At 55.5% G+C, this 21,439-nt stretch carries 20 protein-coding genes; 17 read left to right on the forward strand and 3 right to left on the reverse strand.

Going from position 1 to position 21,439, the window contains the following annotated elements:
* Nucleotides 1-65 precede the first annotated feature (65 nt).
* The 13 genes from prfB (at nt 66) to ABID47_RS23725 (ending at nt 14,882) form a co-directional block, all read left to right on the forward strand.
* Nucleotides 66-1,179, forward strand: a protein-coding gene (gene prfB / locus ABID47_RS23665; protein ID WP_354500340.1) for a peptide chain release factor 2 whose coding sequence is annotated in 2 segments (ribosomal slippage) — nt 66-137 and nt 139-1,179 — 1,113 coding nt in all. Because the reading frame shifts where the segments join, the coding sequence is not laid out codon by codon here.
* A gap of 128 nt (nt 1,180-1,307) precedes the next feature.
* Nucleotides 1,308-2,195 carry a YitT family protein gene (locus ABID47_RS23670; RefSeq protein ID WP_200634755.1) on the forward strand — a complete coding sequence of 296 codons (888 nt, stop codon included), beginning with the start codon at nt 1,308-1,310 and terminating at the stop codon, nt 2,193-2,195.
* A gap of 505 nt (nt 2,196-2,700) precedes the next feature.
* On the forward strand, nt 2,701-3,765 hold the full coding sequence (gene argC / locus ABID47_RS23675) for an N-acetyl-gamma-glutamyl-phosphate reductase (RefSeq protein WP_354500342.1): 1,065 nt from the start codon (nt 2,701-2,703) through the stop codon (nt 3,763-3,765).
* Between the two features lie 17 nt (nt 3,766-3,782).
* Entirely contained in the window at nt 3,783-5,012 is a 1,230-nt protein-coding gene (gene argJ / locus ABID47_RS23680) for a bifunctional glutamate N-acetyltransferase/amino-acid acetyltransferase ArgJ (RefSeq protein WP_116233510.1), read from the forward strand.
* A 33-nt stretch (nt 5,013-5,045) separates the two neighbouring features.
* Nucleotides 5,046-5,879 (forward strand): acetylglutamate kinase, encoded by an 834-nt coding sequence (gene argB / locus ABID47_RS23685; protein WP_354500344.1) that lies wholly within the window; start codon nt 5,046-5,048, stop codon nt 5,877-5,879.
* A gap of 71 nt (nt 5,880-5,950) precedes the next feature.
* Entirely contained in the window at nt 5,951-7,147 is a 1,197-nt protein-coding gene (locus tag ABID47_RS23690) for an acetylornithine transaminase (RefSeq protein ID WP_354500346.1), read from the forward strand.
* 46 nt (nt 7,148-7,193) lie between these two features.
* Nucleotides 7,194-8,150 (forward strand): ornithine carbamoyltransferase, encoded by a 957-nt coding sequence (gene argF / locus ABID47_RS23695; RefSeq protein ID WP_089550484.1) that lies wholly within the window; start codon nt 7,194-7,196, stop codon nt 8,148-8,150.
* A gap of 26 nt (nt 8,151-8,176) precedes the next feature.
* Nucleotides 8,177-9,409, forward strand: a complete 1,233-nt coding sequence (locus tag ABID47_RS23700; protein WP_076174549.1) for an argininosuccinate synthase — start codon at nt 8,177-8,179, stop codon at nt 9,407-9,409.
* Nucleotides 9,410-9,518: 109 nt separating this feature from the next.
* On the forward strand, nt 9,519-10,922 hold the full coding sequence (gene argH / locus ABID47_RS23705) for an argininosuccinate lyase (protein ID WP_089549762.1): 1,404 nt from the start codon (nt 9,519-9,521) through the stop codon (nt 10,920-10,922).
* A gap of 172 nt (nt 10,923-11,094) precedes the next feature.
* Nucleotides 11,095-11,730: a YhbD family protein gene (locus ABID47_RS23710; protein WP_354500349.1), complete on the forward strand. Its 636-nt coding sequence runs from the start codon at nt 11,095-11,097 to the stop codon at nt 11,728-11,730.
* Between the two features lie 4 nt (nt 11,731-11,734).
* Nucleotides 11,735-12,460, forward strand: coding sequence for a bactofilin family protein (locus ABID47_RS23715; RefSeq protein ID WP_354500351.1), 726 nt, complete (start codon nt 11,735-11,737; stop codon nt 12,458-12,460).
* 115 nt (nt 12,461-12,575) lie between these two features.
* Nucleotides 12,576-13,313 (forward strand): cytoplasmic protein, encoded by a 738-nt coding sequence (locus ABID47_RS23720; protein ID WP_354500353.1) that lies wholly within the window; start codon nt 12,576-12,578, stop codon nt 13,311-13,313.
* A 36-nt stretch (nt 13,314-13,349) separates the two neighbouring features.
* Nucleotides 13,350-14,882, forward strand: a complete 1,533-nt coding sequence (locus ABID47_RS23725; RefSeq protein ID WP_354500355.1) for an MDR family MFS transporter — start codon at nt 13,350-13,352, stop codon at nt 14,880-14,882.
* 105 nt (nt 14,883-14,987) lie between these two features.
* Here the strand turns inward: ABID47_RS23725 and dnaN are convergent, their stop codons facing one another.
* On the reverse strand, nt 14,988-16,115 hold the full coding sequence (gene dnaN / locus ABID47_RS23730; RefSeq protein ID WP_354500357.1) for a DNA polymerase III subunit beta: 1,128 nt from the start codon (nt 16,113-16,115) through the stop codon (nt 14,988-14,990).
* A 9-nt stretch (nt 16,116-16,124) separates the two neighbouring features.
* Nucleotides 16,125-16,370 (reverse strand): ribbon-helix-helix domain-containing protein, encoded by a 246-nt coding sequence (locus tag ABID47_RS23735; RefSeq protein WP_251678242.1) that lies wholly within the window; start codon nt 16,368-16,370, stop codon nt 16,125-16,127.
* Nucleotides 16,371-16,537: 167 nt separating this feature from the next.
* Here ABID47_RS23735 and ABID47_RS23740 point away from each other — a divergent pair, with 167 nt between their 5' ends.
* Entirely contained in the window at nt 16,538-16,693 is a 156-nt protein-coding gene (locus ABID47_RS23740) for a hypothetical protein (RefSeq protein ID WP_163882621.1), read from the forward strand.
* A gap of 116 nt (nt 16,694-16,809) precedes the next feature.
* Here ABID47_RS23740 and ABID47_RS23745 read toward each other — a convergent pair whose 3' ends face one another.
* Nucleotides 16,810-18,249 (reverse strand): VanW family protein, encoded by a 1,440-nt coding sequence (locus ABID47_RS23745; protein ID WP_354500359.1) that lies wholly within the window; start codon nt 18,247-18,249, stop codon nt 16,810-16,812.
* Nucleotides 18,250-18,462: 213 nt separating this feature from the next.
* On the opposite strand from ABID47_RS23745, the gene ftsE reads away from it, so the two are divergent.
* The 3 genes from ftsE to ABID47_RS23760 all read left to right on the forward strand — a co-directional run bounded on the left by ftsE (nt 18,463) and on the right by ABID47_RS23760 (nt 21,420).
* Nucleotides 18,463-19,149 carry a cell division ATP-binding protein FtsE gene (gene ftsE, locus ABID47_RS23750; protein WP_089550485.1) on the forward strand — a complete coding sequence of 229 codons (687 nt, stop codon included), beginning with the start codon at nt 18,463-18,465 and terminating at the stop codon, nt 19,147-19,149.
* Nucleotides 19,139-20,050, forward strand: a complete 912-nt coding sequence (gene ftsX / locus ABID47_RS23755; RefSeq protein WP_354500361.1) for a permease-like cell division protein FtsX — start codon at nt 19,139-19,141, stop codon at nt 20,048-20,050. Before ftsE ends, ftsX begins: the two co-directional genes overlap by 11 nt.
* Nucleotides 20,051-20,127: 77 nt before the next feature.
* Nucleotides 20,128-21,420, forward strand: coding sequence for a murein hydrolase activator EnvC family protein (locus ABID47_RS23760; RefSeq protein ID WP_354500458.1), 1,293 nt, complete (start codon nt 20,128-20,130; stop codon nt 21,418-21,420).
* The last annotated feature ends 19 nt before the right edge of the window (nt 21,421-21,439 follow it).

Below are 21,439 nucleotides of genomic sequence, written 5' to 3' on the forward strand. Positions count from 1 at the left end.
GAGGGCGGCTGCAGGGTCTTTCCGCTTAAGGGAGTTTATGTCGATAAAGAGGTGAAGAGTAAATCATGTTAGATCCAAGCGTAAAGCACGACTTGCGGGAAATCGCAACGAAACTCACCAATCTTAGGGGGTCTCTTTGACTTAGATCTGAAGCAGGAAATGATCTCGAACTTCGAAGAGAAAATGTCAGCTCCCGACTTTTGGGATGACAACGAAAAGGCTCAATCGGTCATCGCGGAAATGAACGCGGTGAAGTCGTCGGTTGACGAGTATGAGAAGCTGCAGCAGGAATACGACGACGCCTCCATGATGGCGGAGCTGGCCGACGAGGAAGGCGACGAATCGCTGGCCGCCGAAATCGCCGAAGCGGTGGAGTCGTTAATGAAGAAACTGGACGATTTCGAACTCAAGCTGCTGCTGAGCCAGCCTTACGATAAAATGAACGCCATTCTCGAGCTTCACCCGGGTGCCGGCGGCACCGAGTCCCAGGATTGGGGACAGATGCTGCTGCGGATGTACACCCGCTGGGCCGAGAAGCATGGCTTTAAAGTGGAAACTCTGGACTATCTGCCGGGGGACGAGGCCGGGATCAAGAGCGTTACGCTGCTGATTAAAGGCTTTAACGCTTACGGCTATCTGAAAGCCGAGAAGGGCGTGCACCGTCTGGTGCGCATCTCGCCGTTCGACTCGTCGGGACGCCGCCATACGTCGTTCGTCTCCTGCGATGTCGTGCCGGAGATTACCGAGGACGTCGACGTGGAGATCCGGACAGAGGATCTTAAGATCGATACGTACCGGGCCAGTGGCGCCGGCGGTCAGCACATTAACACGACAGACTCCGCGGTTCGGATTACGCACATCCCGACGGGCGTGGTCGTAACCTGCCAGAACGAACGCTCGCAGATCAAAAACCGGGAGCGCGCGATGACGATGCTTCGTTCGAAGCTGTACGAGCGCAAACTCGAAGAGCAGCAAAAACAGCTGGATGAAATCCGAGGAGAACAGTCGGATATTGCCTGGGGCAGCCAGATTCGCTCCTACGTGTTTCATCCCTATAGTATGGTAAAGGACCACCGCACCTCAGTGGAAACCGGCAATGTCGGCGCTGTCATGGACGGGGACCTGGACCTGTTCATCGACGGTTATTTGCGCAGCCAAATCAAGGTGGAAACCGAATAAAACCAAGTGAATTCCTACACGCTATTCGTGTAGGAATTTTTTGGTGTAAAGGACTGATTTTAGCATTCCGGAAGGCTTGGCTGTTGGATGGCCGATTTTATATTTTAGGTAAGGAGAGAAAATTGTTCATGTCTCAGAAGTCATCGAACCGCAGAAAGGCATCGCTGCCTATGAGCGGACCCCAGCGCCACGTGGTGGACACGCTGCTTATCATTGTCGGTTCCTTTATTATCGCTTTAGGATTTAATTTGTTTTTCCTGCCGAACGGGATTGCTTCCGGCGGGGTATCCGGGATTTCCGTATTGACCGAAGCCTGGTTTGGCATGGAGCCGGCTTTTACCCAGTGGGCCCTCAACATCCCGCTGTTTATCCTGGGCATCCTGCTGCTCGGAAAAAATTACGGCATCCGCTCGCTGCTGGGCAGCGTGGTGCTGCCTTTGTTCGTCTATCTGACGAAGGACTGGCCGCTGCCGACGAGCAACCCGCTGCTCGCTTCGATTTACGGCGGGATTGCGGTCGGTCTCGGCATCGGGATCGTGTACCGGGGACGGGGCTCCACCGGCGGACTGACGACGCTGGCCCAAATTATCCAGAAGTACAGCGGACTGAGCTTTTCACTGTGCGTTGTGATCCTGGACGGATCGGTCATCCTTTTAGCCGCCTGTACACTGTCGCTGGAGAAGGCGCTGTATGCGCTGGTGGGACTGTATGTCACCGGCAAGGTGATCGATGCCATTGAGCTCGGCTTCAATTACTCGAAGGTGGCTTATATCATCTCGGATCATATCGAACCGATAACGGCGGCGGTGCTGAAGGACCTGGACCGCGGCTGTACCAAGCTGAACGCCACCGGCGGTTATACCGGGACGGACCGGACCGTGCTGATGGTCGTCATCGGCCAGAGCGAAACGACGCGGCTGAAGACGCTGGTGCAGTCGGTGGACCCGGAGGCATTTGTCATCATCAGCAATGCGCATGAGGTGCTGGGCGAGGGCTTTAAGCTGCAGGGCAGCTGAGCATTTTTTTCACCCTCCATCATAGCTTAATAATGAACAGTAAAAAGAGGCGAACAGTTATCCATGCGGGCTGGGCAGCCTCTTTTTCATTATGAAGAGGTCGGGGGGAATGGTTAGATGGCACAGCGGAGACCCGAAATCGCAAATCAGGGGAATTACGGGATTGATGCGCCAACCGTCATTCGGAATTTGGCCTGGATCGGCGTCCTGCCGATCGTTGCCGGTATCAAGAAATAAACGACCATCACACATCACAAGGGCGGTTCGGGATGAACGCATGAATCCTCCATAGGAATGTAATTTGGTCGGACCTTGAACAGGGTCTTTTTTTCTTGGAGATCGAAAGGTGTATAGGCTCGGACCATAGGAGATAGGAGCGGATAAGCCCTTACTGGATAAGGGAAATTCGTTCCAAAGTGTTGTATTTATATAAAAGCGGTCGTATAATAATACATAATTATTCATGATTTATACAGAAGCGGCAGTAGAGAGGGGAACGCGGGGAATGGGAGAACACGGTACTGAGGAGAAGGTTAGGATTGCGATCGTCGGTTCGACCGGCTACGGCGGGGTTGAGCTGATCCGGCTGCTGCAGGGGCATCCCAAAGCAGTCATTACGTCAGTGATTTCATCATCGAGCGCGGGAACGCCGATTTCGGAAGGTTTTCCGCATTTAACGGATATTATCGTGCAAAATTTGGACGGTACCGATCCGAAGGAAATCGCCGCCAAGGCGGATGTCGTCTTTACGGCTACTCCTTCGGGCGTGAGCTCCAAGCTGGTGCCGGGCTTGCTGGAAGAGGGGCTTAAGGTCATTGATTTGTCCGGGGATTTCCGGATCAAGGACAGCGCTACGTACGAAAAATGGTATAAGCACACCGCGCCGGATGCGGCCTATTTGGACCAAGCTGTTTTCGGTTTGTGCGAGCTGTTTGGAGAAGAAGTCGCCGGCAAGGACTTTATTTCCAATCCCGGCTGTTACCCGACGGCTACCCTGCTCGGTCTGGTTCCGGCCATCAGCGCCGGCTGGATCAATCCGAACAGCATCATTATTGATGCCAAGTCCGGCGTATCGGGTTCGGGACGCGGAACGAGCTTGACGACCCATTTTGCGGAAATTAATGAAAATTTCAAAGCTTACAAAGTGAATAAACATCAGCATATCCCGGAAATTGAGCAGGTGCTTAGCCAAGTGGCCGGTGAGCAGGTGACCGTGACGTTTACGACCCAGCTCGTGCCGATGACTCGGGGCATTATGAGCACGATGTATGCGAACTTGAACGGCGTGTATAACGACGAAGATTTTGTAGAGCTGTATCGGCAGTATTACCAAGGACGGCCGTTCGTGCGCGTGCGCGACACGGGCATTTGGCCGGCGACGAAGGAAGTGCTGGGCTCCAATTATTGCGATATCGGTTTTGCGGCGGATCCGCGGACGGGCCGGGTCACCATTATTTCGGTCATTGACAATATCGTCAAAGGTGCGGCAGGCCAGGCGATACAGAACCTGAATCTGATGATGGGATGGGAGGAGAATCTCGGACTCGGCTATACTCCGGTGTATCCGTAAGCGGGATGAACATAGACATGGGACAATTAACGACGTTTACGCAGGTGAAGGACGGATCGATCGTCACGCCGAAAGGCTTTTCGGCGGGAGGCGTGCACTGCGGACTCAAGAAGACGGATCGCCATGACCTTGGCGCGATCCTGTGCGAGGTGCCGGCCGTGGCTGCGGCCGTGTACACCACGAATGTGTTTCAAGCGGCACCGCTGAAGGTGACGCGCGAGAGCCTGCAGAACGGCACGCTGCAGGCTGTGATCGTGAACAGCGGCAACGCCAACGCGTGCACCGGGCAGCAGGGCGAAGCCGATGCCTATGACATGCGGGCGGCCGCAGCCCGCCACCTCGGTGTGGCGGAGCAGGACGTGGCCGTCGCGTCCACGGGCGTGATCGGCGAGCTGCTCAAGATGGACCGCGTGAACGCGGGCATAGAATCGCTGCCGCCGCGGCTCAGCAGCGCCAATTCGGGCGCGGAGGACTTCTCGCAGGCGATCCTCACCACGGACCTGGTGAAAAAAGAAGCCTGCGTATCGGTGTTGGTGAACGGCAAAGAGGTGACGATTGGCGGCGCCGCGAAGGGTTCGGGGATGATTCATCCGAACATGGCGACGATGCTCGCTTTTATGACGACGGACGCGGCCATTGACCAGGAAGCACTGCAGCAGCTGATGCGGCAGGCGACGGACGTGACGTTCAACATGATTACGGTGGACGGCGACACGAGCACGAACGACATGCTGATCGCTATGGCCAGCGGCCTGGCGGGGAACGAAGTGCTGACGCCGGCGCATCCGGACTGGGAGCCGTTTGCCGAAGGGTTTACGTATGTGTGCCGGAGCTTGGCCCAAGCGATTGCGCGAGATGGCGAAGGCGCGACGAAGCTGGTCGAAGTCAGCGTCACCGGCGCAGTCAGCGACCTGTCGGCGCGGGCGATCGCCAAGACGGTTATCGGCTCGAGCCTGGTCAAATCGGCCGTATTTGGCGCCGATGCCAACTGGGGACGGATCATCGCCGCCGTCGGGCGTGCGGGCGAGCCGGTAAATCCGGAGACGGTCGACATCCGGCTCGGCGATATCAGCGTATTGGAACAATCGCGTCCGGTCGCTTTTGATGAAGATAAAGCGTTGGCCTACTTGAAAGGGGACACCGTCCGCATCGTCGTGGATCTGCACGGCGGAGCCGGGCAAGCCACCGCCTGGGGCTGCGATTTGACTTATGACTACGTACGGATCAATGCGGCTTACCGGACATAAGGCGAAGGCAGCTGCAGGGGAGAGTGAATGCATATGAAGACGCTGGAGAATGAGCAGGGCTCCCATATTGGGGCGGATGGCCAGCAGATGTTTGTCATGAAGTGCGGGGGAAGCACGCTGGCGGCACTGCCGGATTCCTTCTTTGAGGATCTGAAGCAGCTGCAGCAGCAGGGCGTGCAGCCGGTCATCGTCCATGGGGGCGGTCCGGCGATTTCGGACAATCTCGCCAAGTTGGGCATTGAAACAGAATTCGTGAACGGCCTGCGCAAGACAACCGAGGACGTCTTGGATGTCGTGGAGATGGTGTTGGCCGGAACGATCAACAAGCAGATCGTGCGGCGGATCCAGAGCACGGGCGGCCGGGCTCTTGGCCTGTCGGGTGTCGACGGGGGACTGATCCAGGCCGAGCCGGTTGCCAACGCAGCCGAGGTTGGCCATGTCGGCGACGTTACCTATGTGGAATCGGCGATCGTTAAAGGCATTACGGCCATGGGCTACATGCCGGTCATCGCACCGGTCGGGGTGGACGCGGCTGGGCAGCGCTACAACATTAACGCCGATACCGCGGCGGGCGCCGTCGCTTCCCATCTGGGAGTCGACCGGATGATCGTGGTCACGGACGTGCCTGGCATCCTGAAAGCCGTGGACGGCGAGAAGCAGGTGCTGCCGTCGGTGACGGTGCAGCAAATCGAAGACATGATCGCCAGCGGCGACATTTACGGCGGCATGATTCCGAAGGTTCGGGCCGCGGTGAGCTGCATTCAGGGAGACGTGCAGGAAGTCGTCATCGTGGACGGCAGTGAGCCCCGGGTACTGAGCCGGGTGCTGCAGGGTGAAGTGTTGGGTACCCGCATCGTGCGGGATTAAGATAAAGGCAGGACCATTTAAACAGGGGCACAGGGAGGGACCTGCGGCTCCGGGAGAAGGAGTGATTAGGGATGAGTGCAAGCGAACAGGCAAGCTCATTGTTTCAGAACTATGCCAGATATCCGATCAGCCTGGTGAAAGGGCAAGGGAGCTGGCTGTGGGACGATAAAGGGAACAAATACCTCGACTTTATGTGCGGTCTGGCGGTGACCAATCTGGGCCATGCGCCGAAGAAAGTGACCGAGAAGCTGAAAGCTCAGCTGGATGAACTGTGGCATGTATCGAACCTGTTCCACATTCCGAACCAGGAAAAAGCAGCTTCTCTGCTGACGGCGAACAGCTGCGCGGATGCGGTGTTCTTCTGCAACAGCGGCGCCGAAGCGAACGAAGCGGCCATCAAGCTGGCCCGCCGCTACCACCAGAAAGTGAAAGGCACCGGACGCTTTGAAATCATCACCTTCCATCAATCCTTCCACGGACGTACGCTGGCTACCCTGACGGCGACCGGCCAGGACAAGGTAAAAGACGGCTTTCTGCCGCTGCCTGCCGGCTTCAAGAGCGTACCGCTGCATGATCTGGCCGCGCTGAAAGCGGCCATCGGCCCGGACACTGCCGCGATCATGATCGAGATGGTACTGGCGGAAGGCGGCGTGCTCGTCGTGCAGCCGGACTTCCTGAAGGCAGTGAAGGCGCTGTGCGAACAGCATGGGCTTTTGCTCATCCTCGACGAGGTGCAGACCGGCATGGGGCGTACAGGCAAGCTGTTTGCGTATGAGCATTACGGCATTGAGCCGGATATTTTCACACTCGCCAAAGGCATTGCCAGCGGGTTCCCGGCAGGAGCGATGCTCGGCAAAGGGTATCTGAAAGACGCGTTTACGCCGGGCAGCCACGGCTCGACCTTCGGCGGCACGCCGATCGCGACGGCAGCGATGATCGCCACGATCGAGACGATTCTCGAAGATCAACTGCCGCAGCGCGCCGCGGACATGGGCGAGTATTTGATCCAGCAGCTGAACGAAAAGGTCGCTGTGCATCCTTTTGTCAATGAAGTGCGCGGCTTGGGGCTGCTCATCGGCATCGAATGCAAGGAGCCGGTGAACGACATCGTGCTGGAAGGGCAGAAACGCGGGCTGCTGTTCGTGACCGCCGGTCCGAACGTGATCCGCCTGCTTCCGAACCTGTATATTACCAAAGAAGAAATCGATCAGGCCGTCGGCATGATTGCCGAGCTGATCCATGATCATACCGCAGTAAATAAGGCGTAGCCGGGCAGCATTTGAGCATGCGCTGATAAAGGAGGACGTAACGATGTTGAGCCAAACCGGGCTGCTGCAGGATATCGACCTGAAGGGAAGAGACCTGCTGGAGCTCGACGATTATACACCGGAAGAAATTCAGTACTTGATCGATCTGGCGATCGAACTCAAGCGCAAGCAGAAGAACGGCGAGGAATACCAGCCGCTGAAGGGCAAAACGATCGGACTTATTTTCGAAAAATCATCCACCCGAACCCGGGTATCGTTCGAAGTGGGGGCGTTCCAGCTCGGAGCCCACGCGCTCTTTTTAAGCAAAAACGACATCCAGCTCGGACGCGGAGAAATTATCAGCGATACGGCGCAGGTGCTGTCGCGTTATCTGGACGGTATCATGATCCGCACCTTCGGGCATCACAATGTGACGGATCTGGCGAAATACGCCTCCGTTCCCGTGATCAACGGCCTGAGCGATCTGGCGCATCCGTGCCAGGTGCTGGCGGACTACCAGACAATCTATGAGCACAAAGGCCAGCTGAAAGGCCTGAAGCTCGCCTACATCGGCGACGGCAACAACATGGCCCATTCCTTGATGATCGGCGGCGCCAAGCTGGGCGTAAACGTATCGATCGCAAGCCCGGAAGGGTACACCCCGGATCCGGCCGTGGTGAAGGCCAGCCAAGAGATTGCCAAGGAAAGCGGCGCGCAGATCGTCGTTACGCACAGTCCGGAAGAAGCGGTGAAGGACGCGGACGTCATTTATACCGACGTATGGGCCAGCATGGGTTTTGAGGAAGAGCAGAAGGTCCGCGAGGCGGCGTTCAAAAACTATCAAGTCGACGAGAAGCTGGCGCAGCTGGCGAAGGCAGACTACCTGTTTATGCACTGCCTGCCGGCACACCGTGGGGAAGAAGTGAGCGAAGGGGTCATCGACGGCAAAAACTCGGTTATTTTCGACCAGGCCGAAAACCGTCTGCACGCACAAAAAGCGCTGATGGCCGCATTGATGGGTTAAGATTAGTCAGGAGAGGGAGTTAAGACATGGCAAAAGAAAAAATCGTACTGGCGTATTCCGGAGGTCTGGATACGTCGGTCATTCTGAAGTGGCTTAAGGAAACGTATGACGCTGAAATCATCGCATTTACGGCCGATATCGGACAGAAGGAAGAGCTGGACGGTTTGGAGGAAAAGGCACTGGCTACCGGCGCCTCGAAAGTATACATTGACGATCTGCGCGACGAGTTCGCACAGGATTTCATCTTCCCGATGTTCCAATCGGGAGCGCTGTATGAGGGGCAGTACCTGCTCGGCACGAGCATTGCGCGCCCGCTGATCGCCAAGCGCATGGTGGACATCGCACGCGCGGAAGGCGCAACTGCAATCGCGCACGGCGCAACGGGCAAAGGGAATGACCAGGTGCGTTTCGAGCTGGCGGCTGCGGCCCTGGCTCCGGACATCAAGGTCATCGCTCCATGGCGTCTTGAGGAATTCCGCAACGAGTTCCCGGGACGCGCGGAAATGATCGCTTTTGCCGAGAAGCACGGCATCCCGGTAACAGCCTCTGCGGCGAAGCCTTATTCGATGGACCGCAACCTGCTGCATATCAGCTATGAGAGCGGCGTACTTGAGGATCCTTGGTTCGATGCCAGTGCTCCGGAAAATAAAGACATGTATCTGCTCAGCGTGTCTCCTGAGGATGCGCCGGATGAGGCGGAATATGTGGAGCTCGATTTTGTGCAGGGCAACTGCGTCGCCATTAACGGCGAGAAGCTGAACCCGCTGGCCGTAATGGAGCGCCTCAACGAGCTTGGCGGCAAGCACGGCATCGGCCGCGTAGACATGGTGGAGAACCGCTTTGTCGGCATGAAGAGCCGCGGCGTGTATGAAACGCCAGGGGGCACGATCCTTTTCACCGCGCACCGCAAAATGGAGTCAATCACGATGGACCGCGAAGTGATGAACCTGCGCGACAGCCTGATCACCCGTTACAGCACGCTCGTGTACAACGGCTTCTGGTTCGCACCGGAACGTTTGGCACTGCAGGCGCTCGTGACCGAAAGCCAGAAGAACGTGACCGGTACAGTGCGCGTGAAGCTGTACAAGGGCAATATCATCGCCGCCGGCGTGAAGAGCCCGGTCAGCCTGTACAACCCGGACATCGCCACGATGGAAGCCGATCCGACCCAAGCGTACGATCAAGGGGATGCTACCGGCTTTATCCATTTGAACGCCCTGCGTCTTAAAGTCGGCACAGGCGTGGCACAGAACAAATAATTTTTCCATGATATAATCAACAGCACAAGCATGTCGTAGGGAGGCCGTTCCTTGTCGGTCACGGGAAGGAGCGGCCCTCTGCTGTCAAGCAAGAGGGGAGAGAACGATAGTGGGCAAACTGTGGGGAGGGCGCTTTACGAAGCAGACCAACCATCTGGTAGACGAATATACGGCTTCGATCGGTTTTGACCAGGCGCTCGCCGAGGAGGATATTCAAGGCAGCCTGGCTCATGTGACGATGCTGGGCAAATGCGGAATCGTTCCGCAGGAAGACGTGGAGACGATCAAGGCGGGGCTGCAAACCGTGCTGGATAAAATCCGCCGCGGCGAAATCGAGTTTTCGGTGGCGGACGAGGACATCCATATGAACGTGGAGAAAAATCTGATCGCCGAGATCGGCCCGGTTGGCGGCAAGCTGCATACGGGACGCAGCCGGAACGATCAGGTGGCGACCGATATGCACCTGTATTTGCGCAAACGGGTCGTCGAGCTGGCCGGCATGCTGCATGAGCTGCAAAAATCGCTGATCGGACAAGCAAGGGACAACCTGGATACGATCATCCCAGGGTATACGCATCTGCAGCGGGCGCAGCCGATTCTGTTCGCCCATCATCTGATGGCGTACGTGTCCATGTTCCAGCGCGATATTGAGCGCCTAATGGACAGCTACAAGCGTATCAACGTCCTGCCGCTTGGCGCAGGAGCCCTGGCCGGGACGACGTTCCCGATCGACCGCCATTTCGTGGCGGAGCAGCTGCAGTTTGACCGGGTCTACGAGAACAGTCTGGATGCGGTCAGCGACCGCGATTTTATCGTGGAGTTCCTGTCCCACGCGTCCATCATCATGATGCATCTCTCCCGCCTGTCCGAAGAGCTGGTGTTGTGGAGCAGCACGGAGTTTAACTTTATCGAGCTGGACGACGCCTTCTGTACCGGCAGCAGCATCATGCCGCAGAAGAAAAACCCGGACGTGCCGGAGCTGGTTCGTGGTAAAACCGGCCGTGTGTACGGCAACCTGATGGGCCTTCTGACGGTGCTCAAGTCGCTGCCTTTGGCGTACAACAAGGATATGCAGGAAGACAAGGAAGGCATGTTCGACACGGTGGCCACGCTGGAGGGAGCCCTGCAGCTGTTTGCGCCGATGATCGCGACAATGAAGGTGAACAAGAGCCGCATGCGCGAAGCGGTCAACCAGGACTTCTCGAATGCGACGGACATCGCCGACTTCCTCGTGGGCAAAGGGCTGCCGTTCCGCCAGGCGCATGAAGTCATCGGTAAAACGGTGCTGTACTGCATCCAGCAGGGCAAGTACCTGCTTGACCTGACGATGGAGGAGTTCCAGCAGTTTTCGCCGCTGTTCGACGACACGATTTATGAGGTGCTGCGGCCGGAAACCGTCGTGAACGCTCGCAATGTGTACGGAGGCACGGCGACGGATCAGGTGGCGGAAGCGATTAAACGCGGTGAGGTGCTGCTCAGCATGACAGAGCAGTGGCTTGCCGAGCACGTATAAACGATAGCCATTACGGTGTGGTTATGTGATTGAGCAGATCAGAAATAGCAGATAGTAAAAGGCGCTTCCCTTGTGGAGGCGTCTTTTTTCGTTGGGTCCCCCCATTTTTTCGTTTGCCGTATTTACAACATAACAATGTTATGTTACATTAATTCTGCGAGGAGGATGTGCAATGAACGAAGAAGAGATTTCCAAAAAGGAACTGCTGGAACTGACCGGGATTTCCTATGGACAGCTGTACCGCTGGAAGCGGAAAAACCTCATTCCCGAGGAATGGTTTATCCGCAAGTCTTCCTTCACGGGACAGGAGACCTTTTTTCCAAAGCAAAAAATACTGCAGCGTATAGACCGCATTCTCAATATGAAGGACGGTTTGTCCCTCGACGAGCTGGCCGATGTGTTTTCACCGAGCTCCGGCGAAGTATCGATCACTCCCGGCGAGCTTTTACAACGTAACATTGTTACAAATATGACGCTGGATCTGTTCGAACAGGAGCTGGGGAAACAGGACGTGCTGACGTTCGCCGACGTTCTCTCGGTCTATGTACTGGAGAAGCTGCTCAAGAGCGGAGAAATAACCCGGGATGAAGGCAAGATGCTGTTATCCCTCATGCGGGATCATTACGCTAAAGTGGCAAGCAGACCGTGCGAGCTGGCGCTCGTCCGCAAAATGGGCGTGCCGCTGCTGCTGCTAATCGAGACTACCGAGCATGTATATGTGGACCGGGATGCCAAGTGGGTGTTCCGCCTGCCTTTAAGGGGCTGTATCGAGGAATTGAAATTAAAAATCAACCAATCGGAGGTTTGAGGCGATGGAGCGGGAACAAAGACATGACATGTCGATGTCGGGCATCGGGACGGTGGCGTCCGGTGTGTATAAAACGGTTAGGATTGACGGGATCAGCAAGGTGAAGGGAGATATCGACTGCATTACGCTGGATTCCAACGGCACCCTGAACATTTCGGGTTCGGTGCTGGGGGAAACGGTCAAGATCAACGGGACGATGTCGATCGGCGGCAATTTATCGGCCGAACGTTTGATTCTGGACGGCATGGGATCGGTCAAAGAGATGACCCGCTGCAGCGAATCTGCTGCGATCAACGGCCAAGTCACCCTGGAAAAGGGGCTCAACAGTGAGAAAGTGGAAGTGTCGGGCAGCCTGAAGTCGAGAGGGGACGTGCAGTGCGAGGTGCTTTCGGTTCACGGCGGCTTTAACGTGGATGGGCTGGTGAATGCTGGCGAGATCGACTTGAAGATGAGCTTGGCCAGCAAAGCCAAGGAAATTGGCGGGGATCATATTACCGTGCGCCGATTGAAGAAAGCGCCTGTTTTGCTGCAGTTGGCCCCTGTCTTCAACAACCGCCTGAAGGCCGATCTCATTGAAGGGGACTTCGTGGACCTGGAATATACCGAAGCGGATGTCGTCCGCGGCAGCGAAGTACGGATCGGCCCCGGCTGCAAAATCGGCAGAGTCGAATACAAGGTCGATTTCAAGCGGGACGGAGACGCTCAGGTCGGATCGGCGAAGCAGATCTGAATCTGCGCTGAAACCAGCTGCTAGGCAGCAATAGAGCAACGTTCGAACACGGGTGCATGAGACAACATTCAGGGAATGCCCGGACGACCGGGTATTCATAAGGGAGGAAAAGGTCATGACGGCAAATGGAAACCGCCAAGGGCTTGGCGATATCAAAATCACGGGCAGCGGGAGCTCGGGAGGCGGAACCTTTAACCAGGTCAAAATTATGGGTGACGCGGAAATCAGCAGTACGGCGGACTGCGGGCTGTTTAAATGCCTGGGCACGGCTCAGGTGAACGGCTCCCTGATCGCGGAAACCGCATCCGTCAACGGAACGCTGAACGTCCGGGAGAACCTTCGGGGCGGACTGCTGAAGTCTCAGGGCGGGGTAAGCGTGTCCGGGGATCTGCAGTTGAAAAGCATCAGCATTAACGGCGAGCTGGCCGTCGGCGGCAATGTGTCTTCGGATTTCGTCAAGATCAACGGCGGCCTCCGGGCGGCGTCCGGCCAGACGGAGGAGCTGCTCGTGCGGGGCGTAGTGGAAGTCCCGGGCATGCTGAACGGCGAGCTCGTCGAGATTAAAATGTATGGACCGAGCCGGATTGGAGAGCTCGTAGGTGCCAAGATCACCGTCAAGAAAGGGCTGGAGATTCCGTTGTTCGGGAAGATGACTTCCCATTACGACGGCGGGGAGCTCAGCGCGGAGAGCATTGAAGGCGACGTCGTTTATCTGGAGAACACCAAGGCTGCCGTCGTCCGGGGCAGAAGGGTAAACATCGGTAGCGGATGCGAGATCGGATTGGTGGAGTATACGGACGAATTCAAGCAGGACACGGCGGCAAGTGTAGGCCGGTTTGTCCGGCTGGGATAAGATATTTTACAAACTTATAAAGGGGTAGTGCGTAACATGGCAGTGAAAAAGAACAGGCTGGGTCTGATCGTCGCCGGTCTGCTGCTCGGCGTGCTGATCGCCGCGATGGATAACACAATCGTCTCCACCGCAATGGGGACGATTGTCGGCGAGCTTGGCGGTCTGGACCAATTCGTCTGGGTCACCTCCGCGTATATGGTGGCAGAGATGGCCGGCATGCCGATCTTCGGCAAATTGTCCGATATGTATGGAAGGAAAAGATTTTTCGTATTCGGGATCATCATGTTCCTGCTGGGTTCGGCCTTGTGCGGGACGGCGCACAGCATTACCGAGCTGAGCATTTACCGCGCGATTCAGGGAATCGGCGGCGGGGCGCTGGTGCCGATTGCATTTACGATCGTGTTTGATATTTTCCCGGTGGAGTCCAGAGGCAAGATGGCGGGCATGTTTGGCGCCGTATTCGGGGTGTCGAGCTTGTTCGGGCCGCTTCTCGGAGCGTATATCACCGATTATCTGGAGTGGCGCTGGATTTTCTATATTAACCTGCCTTTAGGCATTGCAGCCTTTCTGCTGGTGGTGCTGTTCTATCATGAGTCTCATGAGCATTCCAAGCAAAAGATCGACATTTGGGGAGCCGCTACGCTGGTGGGCTCCGTGGTCAGCCTGATGTTCGCGCTGGAGCTGGGCGGCAGCAAATACGCCTGGGATTCACCGGTCATTATCGGATTGTTCGCCGCGTTTGCCGTGCTGATGATCGTCTTCCTGGCCGTGGAGGCCAAGGTGGCCGAACCGATCGTGTCCTACGACATGTTCCGCAAAAGACTTTTCGCCTTCAGCAGCGCAGCGGCTTTGTTCTATGGGGCGGCTTTCATTACTGCAGCCGTGTACATTCCAATTTTCGTGCAAGGGGTAATGGGCGGAAATGCAACTAACTCCGGGTTGATACTACTTCCGATGACACTGAGTTCCGTAGTTGCCTCGCAAGTAGGGGGTATGCTGTCCACCAAAATGTCGTTCCGCAGCGTCATGATCCTGTCGGCAGTCATTTTCGGCGGCGGCATGCTGCTGCTCGGCACGATTACGCCGGAGACGACGCGGATGATGCTGTCCATCTATATGCTGGTCGCCGGCTTCGGGATGGGATTTTCGTTCTCCGTGCTCGGGATGTCGGCCATCCAGGGTGTGGACGCCAGACAGCGGGGCTCGGCCAACTCGACGATTTCCTTCCTGCGCTCGCTGGGAATGACGGTGGGGATTACGATCTTCGGCATCATCCAGCGAAATGACTTCCATGACCGGCTTAGCAGCACCTTGGGCGGAGCTTCCGGCCAGAATATGCCGGCCACGATGGATCCGCAGCAGATGCTTTCGCCGGAGCGTAGAGCGCTCATCCCGGCACCGGTCATGGAGAAGATCAGCAGCGCGCTATCCGTCTCCGTGGACCATGCGTTCCTGTGGGCCGTGATACCGGCGGCACTAGCGCTAGTATCGGTTTCGCTGATGGGCGGATCACGGCTGCAAATGTCCCAGATGGGACCGGGAGCGCGTAAAGATGGGGCGCATCATTAATGAAAACGTGATTTGGAGTCTTTCTTTCTTGGAAGTGAAGAAGCTGTGGCGAGCCTTGGCTTCTTCTTTATTTTGGCAAGTGTGTGCAATTCACGGTGCTTGTATCTATGTATTTCTAGTCCTTAACGGAGTGATCAGATAAACCAGGGACTCATTTGTAGAAGCAGTAGTAACGATCAAGGGTTTTAAAGGACTTGCATATTGAATGCTGATCCATTCGCTGTCAATTACACGTATGATGTCCTGCATATACTTCCCGTTGAAAGCAATACGAAATGGCTCCCCTCGGAAGTCCTGCACAGGAGTAGTCTCATGAACATCGCCAACTTCCGGCGTATTGGAGCTTAATTCCAAAGAATGGGGTGTTCCATTCAGCAGAACCGTTTGCCCGCCCGCAACCAAATTAACCCGCTCAATCGCGCTGAGAAAGGCTGCTGAGGAAACCCGAACTTCCGTTACATATGTGGCGTTGGTCATCGTTTCCATTGGCGGGAAGGATCCGGTTATTAGAGGAATGTAAGCCGCGAGATCTTGATTCTGTATAACCATCCGGTGATTGCTGAAGGAGATCCGCAGCTTCTCTCCGGACAGCAGCTTGGAGACATGCTTTAAATATGCGGAAGGTATGATGGCCTCAACTTCATTGCTCAGATTGCGGTTAAGAAGGATAGTGCATGAAGCCAGGCGCACACAGTCTGTAGCCATCAGCTTCATTGAGCCATTTGCAATGTGAAACAGGGTGCCGGTTAATACTGGCCTGGGTTCATTGGATCTGGCGGATGCAAAAACGACCTGCTGAACCATTTTTTTAAATTGAGAGCTCGATAGCTCCACATCCAACAGGTGGTTTCCGAGGTCTGGAACGGAACAGCTATCCTCTGGATCCATTCCGTAGAGGCGGAATACAGTACTGCCCGAGCTAATCTTTAATAGGAAAGGCGGCTGTGTTTCCAGGGTCACGACTCCGGCAGGCAGCTTGCGAATCATGTCCGCAAATAGACGCGAGGGTACGGCGATGGACCCCGTTTGATAGTGTCCCTCATCGAGTGGAAGCTTTGCTTGAATGACCATTCCCGAGCTTGTTCCTGATGCAAGAGTCAGTCCATTCAGACTCGTATGTAAATGAATCATAGAGTTCTGCGGTTGTGCCGAGGATACCGACGCTGCGACGGCAACCTGTTGAACGGTTTGAGCCAGAAGATCACCTGGGATACGGACGAGCACGGGCGTCACCTTTTTCTTTTAATTTTGGTCGGAAAAATAATGTTCGATCATTCCACGCAGAACTTCAGACCGAGTAAACTGATGGTCGTCGCAGTAGGCATCCAGACGGTCCCATGTTGTCTCGGATAAAGTTAACGATACTTTGCGGGTCGTCCCGATCCCTTTTCTGCCTGCTCCTCGGCGCGCTCCGCCACGGGTAAACATGAAGCTCAACTGCCCTTCCTTATCGGGGATGCCGATTTTTACTTTGTTTTGCCGCTCCATGATTATGCCTCCTGTTTGAATAAGGTAACTTATTTCAAATGTTTTCTAATATTAATCTATCACAGTTCGAAAGTGTTGGGCAAGAAGTACTCCTTTTAGCGCCAAGCGAATCAACCCACCCAAAACGGGGTATAAAAGGGTAAAAGAATCGAAAAGGAGTGAGCGTCATGAAAATCATTATTACGCAGGCGGAAGCGGTAGAGAAAGGCATCTGGGGCGAAGTCATGAAGATGTTTGGCGTCGAGGCCGAAGAGGAAGTGTGGCCGAGCGAGGAGTACATTTTGACGGAGGAACAGGCGCGCCGGATCGGGATTATTCAGTAGAGCTCACATATAATTATAAAAAGGGTGTCTCCAGCGGTTTCGTTAAACCGGCGGAGGCACCCTTTTGCTTCGTTTGGAATTATAGCTGACAATCCATTGCTGCCCTTCATCTGCCCTCAGAAGTTCGGCCCGCTTACGCCGTCCTCCACGATTTGCTCTTCCGAGCCCGGAGCAGGGCTCCCCTCTCCCGAATCTTCTGTATGGACCGCGATCAGCCGGTTTTGCGGACGGTACGTATCACGGGAAATACGTTTGCGCGATACCTCCTTGCCGTCCACTTTCTTGATTTGATAAGTCTCGACGACGTAGCCGGGTTTGCCGCTCTGCAGGACCTCCTGGCCGCCGACCGGAAGGGTCGGATTCTGCACGAACTTCTCGGTGACCGGGAGAGTTTCGACCGTGCGGGACATGAGGTCATAGGTGACATTTTTCGGGAAGGTGCCAAAAAATTTGACGATCAGATTCCGATCCTTGACTTCGGCCTGAATCAGCAGCGACTTGCCGGTATTGTTCCGGAAGCGGAAGTTGATCGAGCCTTCGGCAAACGTGGCGTCCTGTCCTTTCGGCAAGTAGCTGACCGGCAGGGAATGGTTGCGCCGCTCGACGATTTCAAGCCCGGTCCGGACGGCCGCGTTGTACACCGTGCTGGACACCTGGCAGATGCCTCCGCCTACTCCGGGCACCAGCTTCCCGTTCAGGATGACCGGCGCCTCCTGGAACCCGTATTTTTCCTCTGCCTTGGCAATGACCTTGCTGTAGTCAAATACGTCACCCGGCTTCAGCACCATGCCATTCACCGCTTTGGCGGCGGAATCGACATTGTATACCCTTCCCGGCCCGCTCGAACCGAGCCCGGTGGAGAACTCGATGATCTTTCGCTCGATTCCTTCTTCCTTGAGGCTGCCGATCGTGACATTCGGCACCATCCGGTACAGGGGAAGGTCCAGGCTGAGCTTGGGCTTTTCACCGCCGGCAATCAGGGCGAAGTCCTTCGGAATCAGCGCCGTCATCTGCTCCTTGAGCGTGTTCCAGTCAATCCGTGAGACCGAAACCTCCGGCGTGTACACGACCTCGTCTTTCCCTGAGATCCGCCGCGTGGCTTCCACCGGAAGGCCGAAATGCTCCTGCTCCCACTCCGGCGTAAATTTCTCCTTCAGCGCGGAAATGTCCCAGTGGGGCACGATGTTCCAGTCCGTCTGAAAATGCCAGCGGTATTTCAGCTGGTCCAGCCAGCTCCCTTCATGCAGCTTCGCAACCGCCTCTTTAAAGGCGTGCGCTTCAAACGAAACGCCGGCTTCCTTCAGCGTCAGCTGGGCATCGGGAATGCCTTTGGCGGCCACGGACAGCGTCAAGGGAATGCTCTCCATCTGTCTGAGACGGGCGTCCAGCAGCTTAAGCGCCTCATCTGAATTTTTTCCTCCGAGCGGGTAGCCGGCAACCTGGATCTTATCCGGAAGGGTGTTTTGTCCGATATAAAGATGTACCCACCCGGCGGTGACGGAACCGATCAGCAGGATGCTGGCGATAATGATCAGGCTCAAATGAATTTTTTTCATAGGGTTCCCACCTCTTTCGCTTCCTCTTCATCGTGATTGATGCTGTCTTTCCATATATATGTAGGCAAAGTGGAAAAATTTCGGGTACTCAAAAGGTAACAATTTTGTTACAATGAAACACATCGTGATGATTCCTACGCTTTTTTAAAGGAATTAGCTGGAATGTGTCGAATTTATAATGGCTGATTATGTAATTAGGAAGTGATGAACGAAGTGATTGAAATGCAGGACGTATGGAAGACCTACCAGAATGGAACCCATGCATTGCAAGGCGTATCGGTCAAGATCGACCGCAACGAATTCGTATACGTCGTCGGACCGTCCGGCGCAGGCAAATCGACATTCATGAAGCTTATTTATAGAGAAGAAGTGCCGACCAAAGGGCAAATCTCTGTGAACGGTTTTAATATCGGCAAGCTGAAGCAGCGGAAAATTCCGTATGTGCGCCGGAATATCGGCGTCATTTTTCAGGATTTCCGCCTTCTTCCGACGCTGTCGGCATATGAAAACGTGGCTTTTGCCATGGAAGTCATCGAAGCGCCGAAGCGGCAGATGAAAAAGCGCGTGATGGAGGTGCTGGATCTGGTTGGACTGAAGTCCAAAGCCACCCGCCTTCCGGCGCAGCTGTCCGGGGGGGAGCAGCAGCGGATCGCGATCGCGAGAGCCATTGTGAACAACCCGGCGGTCATTATCGCGGACGAGCCTACCGGCAACCTGGACCCCGAAACTTCATGGGGCATCATGCAGCTGCTTGATGAGATCAATTTCCGCGGAACGACCATCGTCATGGCCACCCACAACAAGGAGATCGTGAACACGATGCGCAAGCGCGTCATCGCGATCGAGCACGGCAACATTGTACGCGACCAGCAGAGAGGGGAGTACGGGTATGACTTTTAACACCTTTCTGCGGCATTTGCGGGTCGGGTTTAACAGCATCTTCCGCAACGGGTGGATGACCGTAGCCTCCGTTACCTCCATCGTGGTATCCCTGTTCGTGCTCGGGGTATTTATCATCCTGGTGCTCAATGTCAACGCTTTGGCCGACAAGGCCGATAAACAAGTGCAGATCCGCGCTTATCTCAACCTGAACGTCGACCAGAAGCTGCGCGAGAAGGTGCAGAACGAAATCTCCGCGATGCCGGAGGTCAGCAAAGTGCAGTTTATTTCCAAAGAGCAGGGCCTCACCGATTTCCGCAAAAGTATGGGAGACGAGGGGAAGGAGCTGCTGGAAGGCTTCAGCAAGGATAACAACCCGCTGCCGGACACGATTATGGTCGAGGTGATCGAGCCGACGACGGTTCCGTTCGTCGCCCAGAAGATCGAGGCGCTGAACACGAGCCATACGGAGCAGCCGATCATGAAAGTGAAGTACGGCAAAGGCACAATCGAAATGCTGTTTAAAGTGACGCGCCTGGTGCGCAACATCGGGTTTATTTTCGTGGCCGGCCTCGCCGTCATGTCGATGTTCCTGATCTCCAACACCATTCGCGTTACGATTCTTGCCCGCCGCCGGGAAATCAGCATCATGAAGCTGGTCGGGGCGACGAATTATTTTATCCGCTGGCCGTTCTTCGTGGAGGGCACCCTGATCGGCCTGATCGGGTCCGTCATCACGGTGGCGCTGCTGTTCGTCGGTTATGACCGGTTGGCCGCCTCCATCGGCTCGGATTTTACGCTCCAGATGTCCCTTCTCCCGCTGAGCCAGCTGTGGCAGTGGGGAGGATTACTGATTGTCCTCGGCGTGCTGATCGGCATGTGGGGAACGACCCTATCTATTCGCAAATTTTTGAAGGTATAAGAACAAGAACGATAAGCAGCTGACGGAGAGTCTTGGTTATACAGGAGAAACTTTTGGAAAAGGACGGGGAACGCAAGTTGAAAAAGATCGCCACATGTTTGGCCGTAGTTATGATCGCAGCGGCTGTATTTCAGCCTTCGGAAGGTCTGGCAAAGAAAAAAACGGTCGATGAGATCGACCATGAACTGAGAGTGCTGCAGCAGCAGGCGAAGACCGCCAAGCAGCAGAAGAGCAAGGCGGAAGCCCAGAAGCAGGAAGCGCAGCATTACAAAAATAAAACGACTCAAAACCTTCAATACGTCATGAACCAGATTAATACGGTGAGCAACACGATGACCAAATTGACGGTTCAAATTGACGATACGCAGGACAAGCTTCATCAGACCGCGGCCGAGCTGGATGCTGCCGAAGAGCGGATCCAGTCGCGGGAGAAAATGCTGGAATCGCGGGTACGGCTTATGTATACCGACGGCAACGTATCCTACTTGGAAGTGCTGCTCTCATCGACCAGCTTCTCCGATTTCCTGGAACGGGCCGATGCGCTGAAGGAATTCGTAGACCAGGATAAAGATTTGCTGGAACAGCACAAGAAGGACAAGGCATTGGTGCTGGCTAAGAAAAAGGAACTGGAGTCGGATTACGCCAAAGCCAAGGATTTGTATGCCCAGATGGAAGACCAGAAGGCCATTCTGGCTGAAAACGAGCGGCAGAAGCAGATTCTGATCGCACAGTACGACCAGAAGATTGAAGAGTCCGACGATACCAGTGAAGAGCAGGATCAGCTGCTCGTCACGCTCGTCAGCAAGCGTGCTTCCCTGGAGCAGGAGAAGAACAAGCTGAAGGCCGAAGAAGCGGCGAGAAAGGCGGCGGCAGCCAAAGCGGCTGCTGCAAAGAGAGCGGCTGCAGCAGCGGCAGCGGCCAAGAAGAGGAGCGCCACAACGACGGTTGAAAGCTCGGGCGGCTTCTCGGGCAGCGGCGGACCGCTGTATATGCCGGTTAGCGGAGCCCGCATTTCTTCGCCTTTCGGCCGAAGAGTCCATCCGGTTACGGGGGAAGTCGGCAAGATGCATAAAGGGGTGGACCTTGCGGTTCCGCAGGGAACGCCGATCCACGCCGCTGAAACGGGAACCGTCACGCTGGCCGAATGGTGGAGCGGTTACGGGTACTGTGTCATCATCGATCATGGGGACGGAATGTGGACCCTCTATGGACATATACGTGAAGGCGGTATTAAAGTAAAGGTAGGCGAGCATGTCAGCCGCGGTCAGGTGATTGCAGAATCCGGCGCAACGGGACAAGTCACGGGGCCTCACCTTCATTTTGAAGTCCGTCAGAATGGAACGCCTGTGGACCCGATGCCGTATCTGTAGACCGTATAAATATTCCGTA

Origin of the sequence: Paenibacillus favisporus (genome assembly GCF_040545415.1) — a bacterium.
GTDB classification, from domain to species: domain Bacteria; phylum Bacillota; class Bacilli; order Paenibacillales; family Paenibacillaceae; genus Paenibacillus_AQ; species Paenibacillus_AQ favisporus.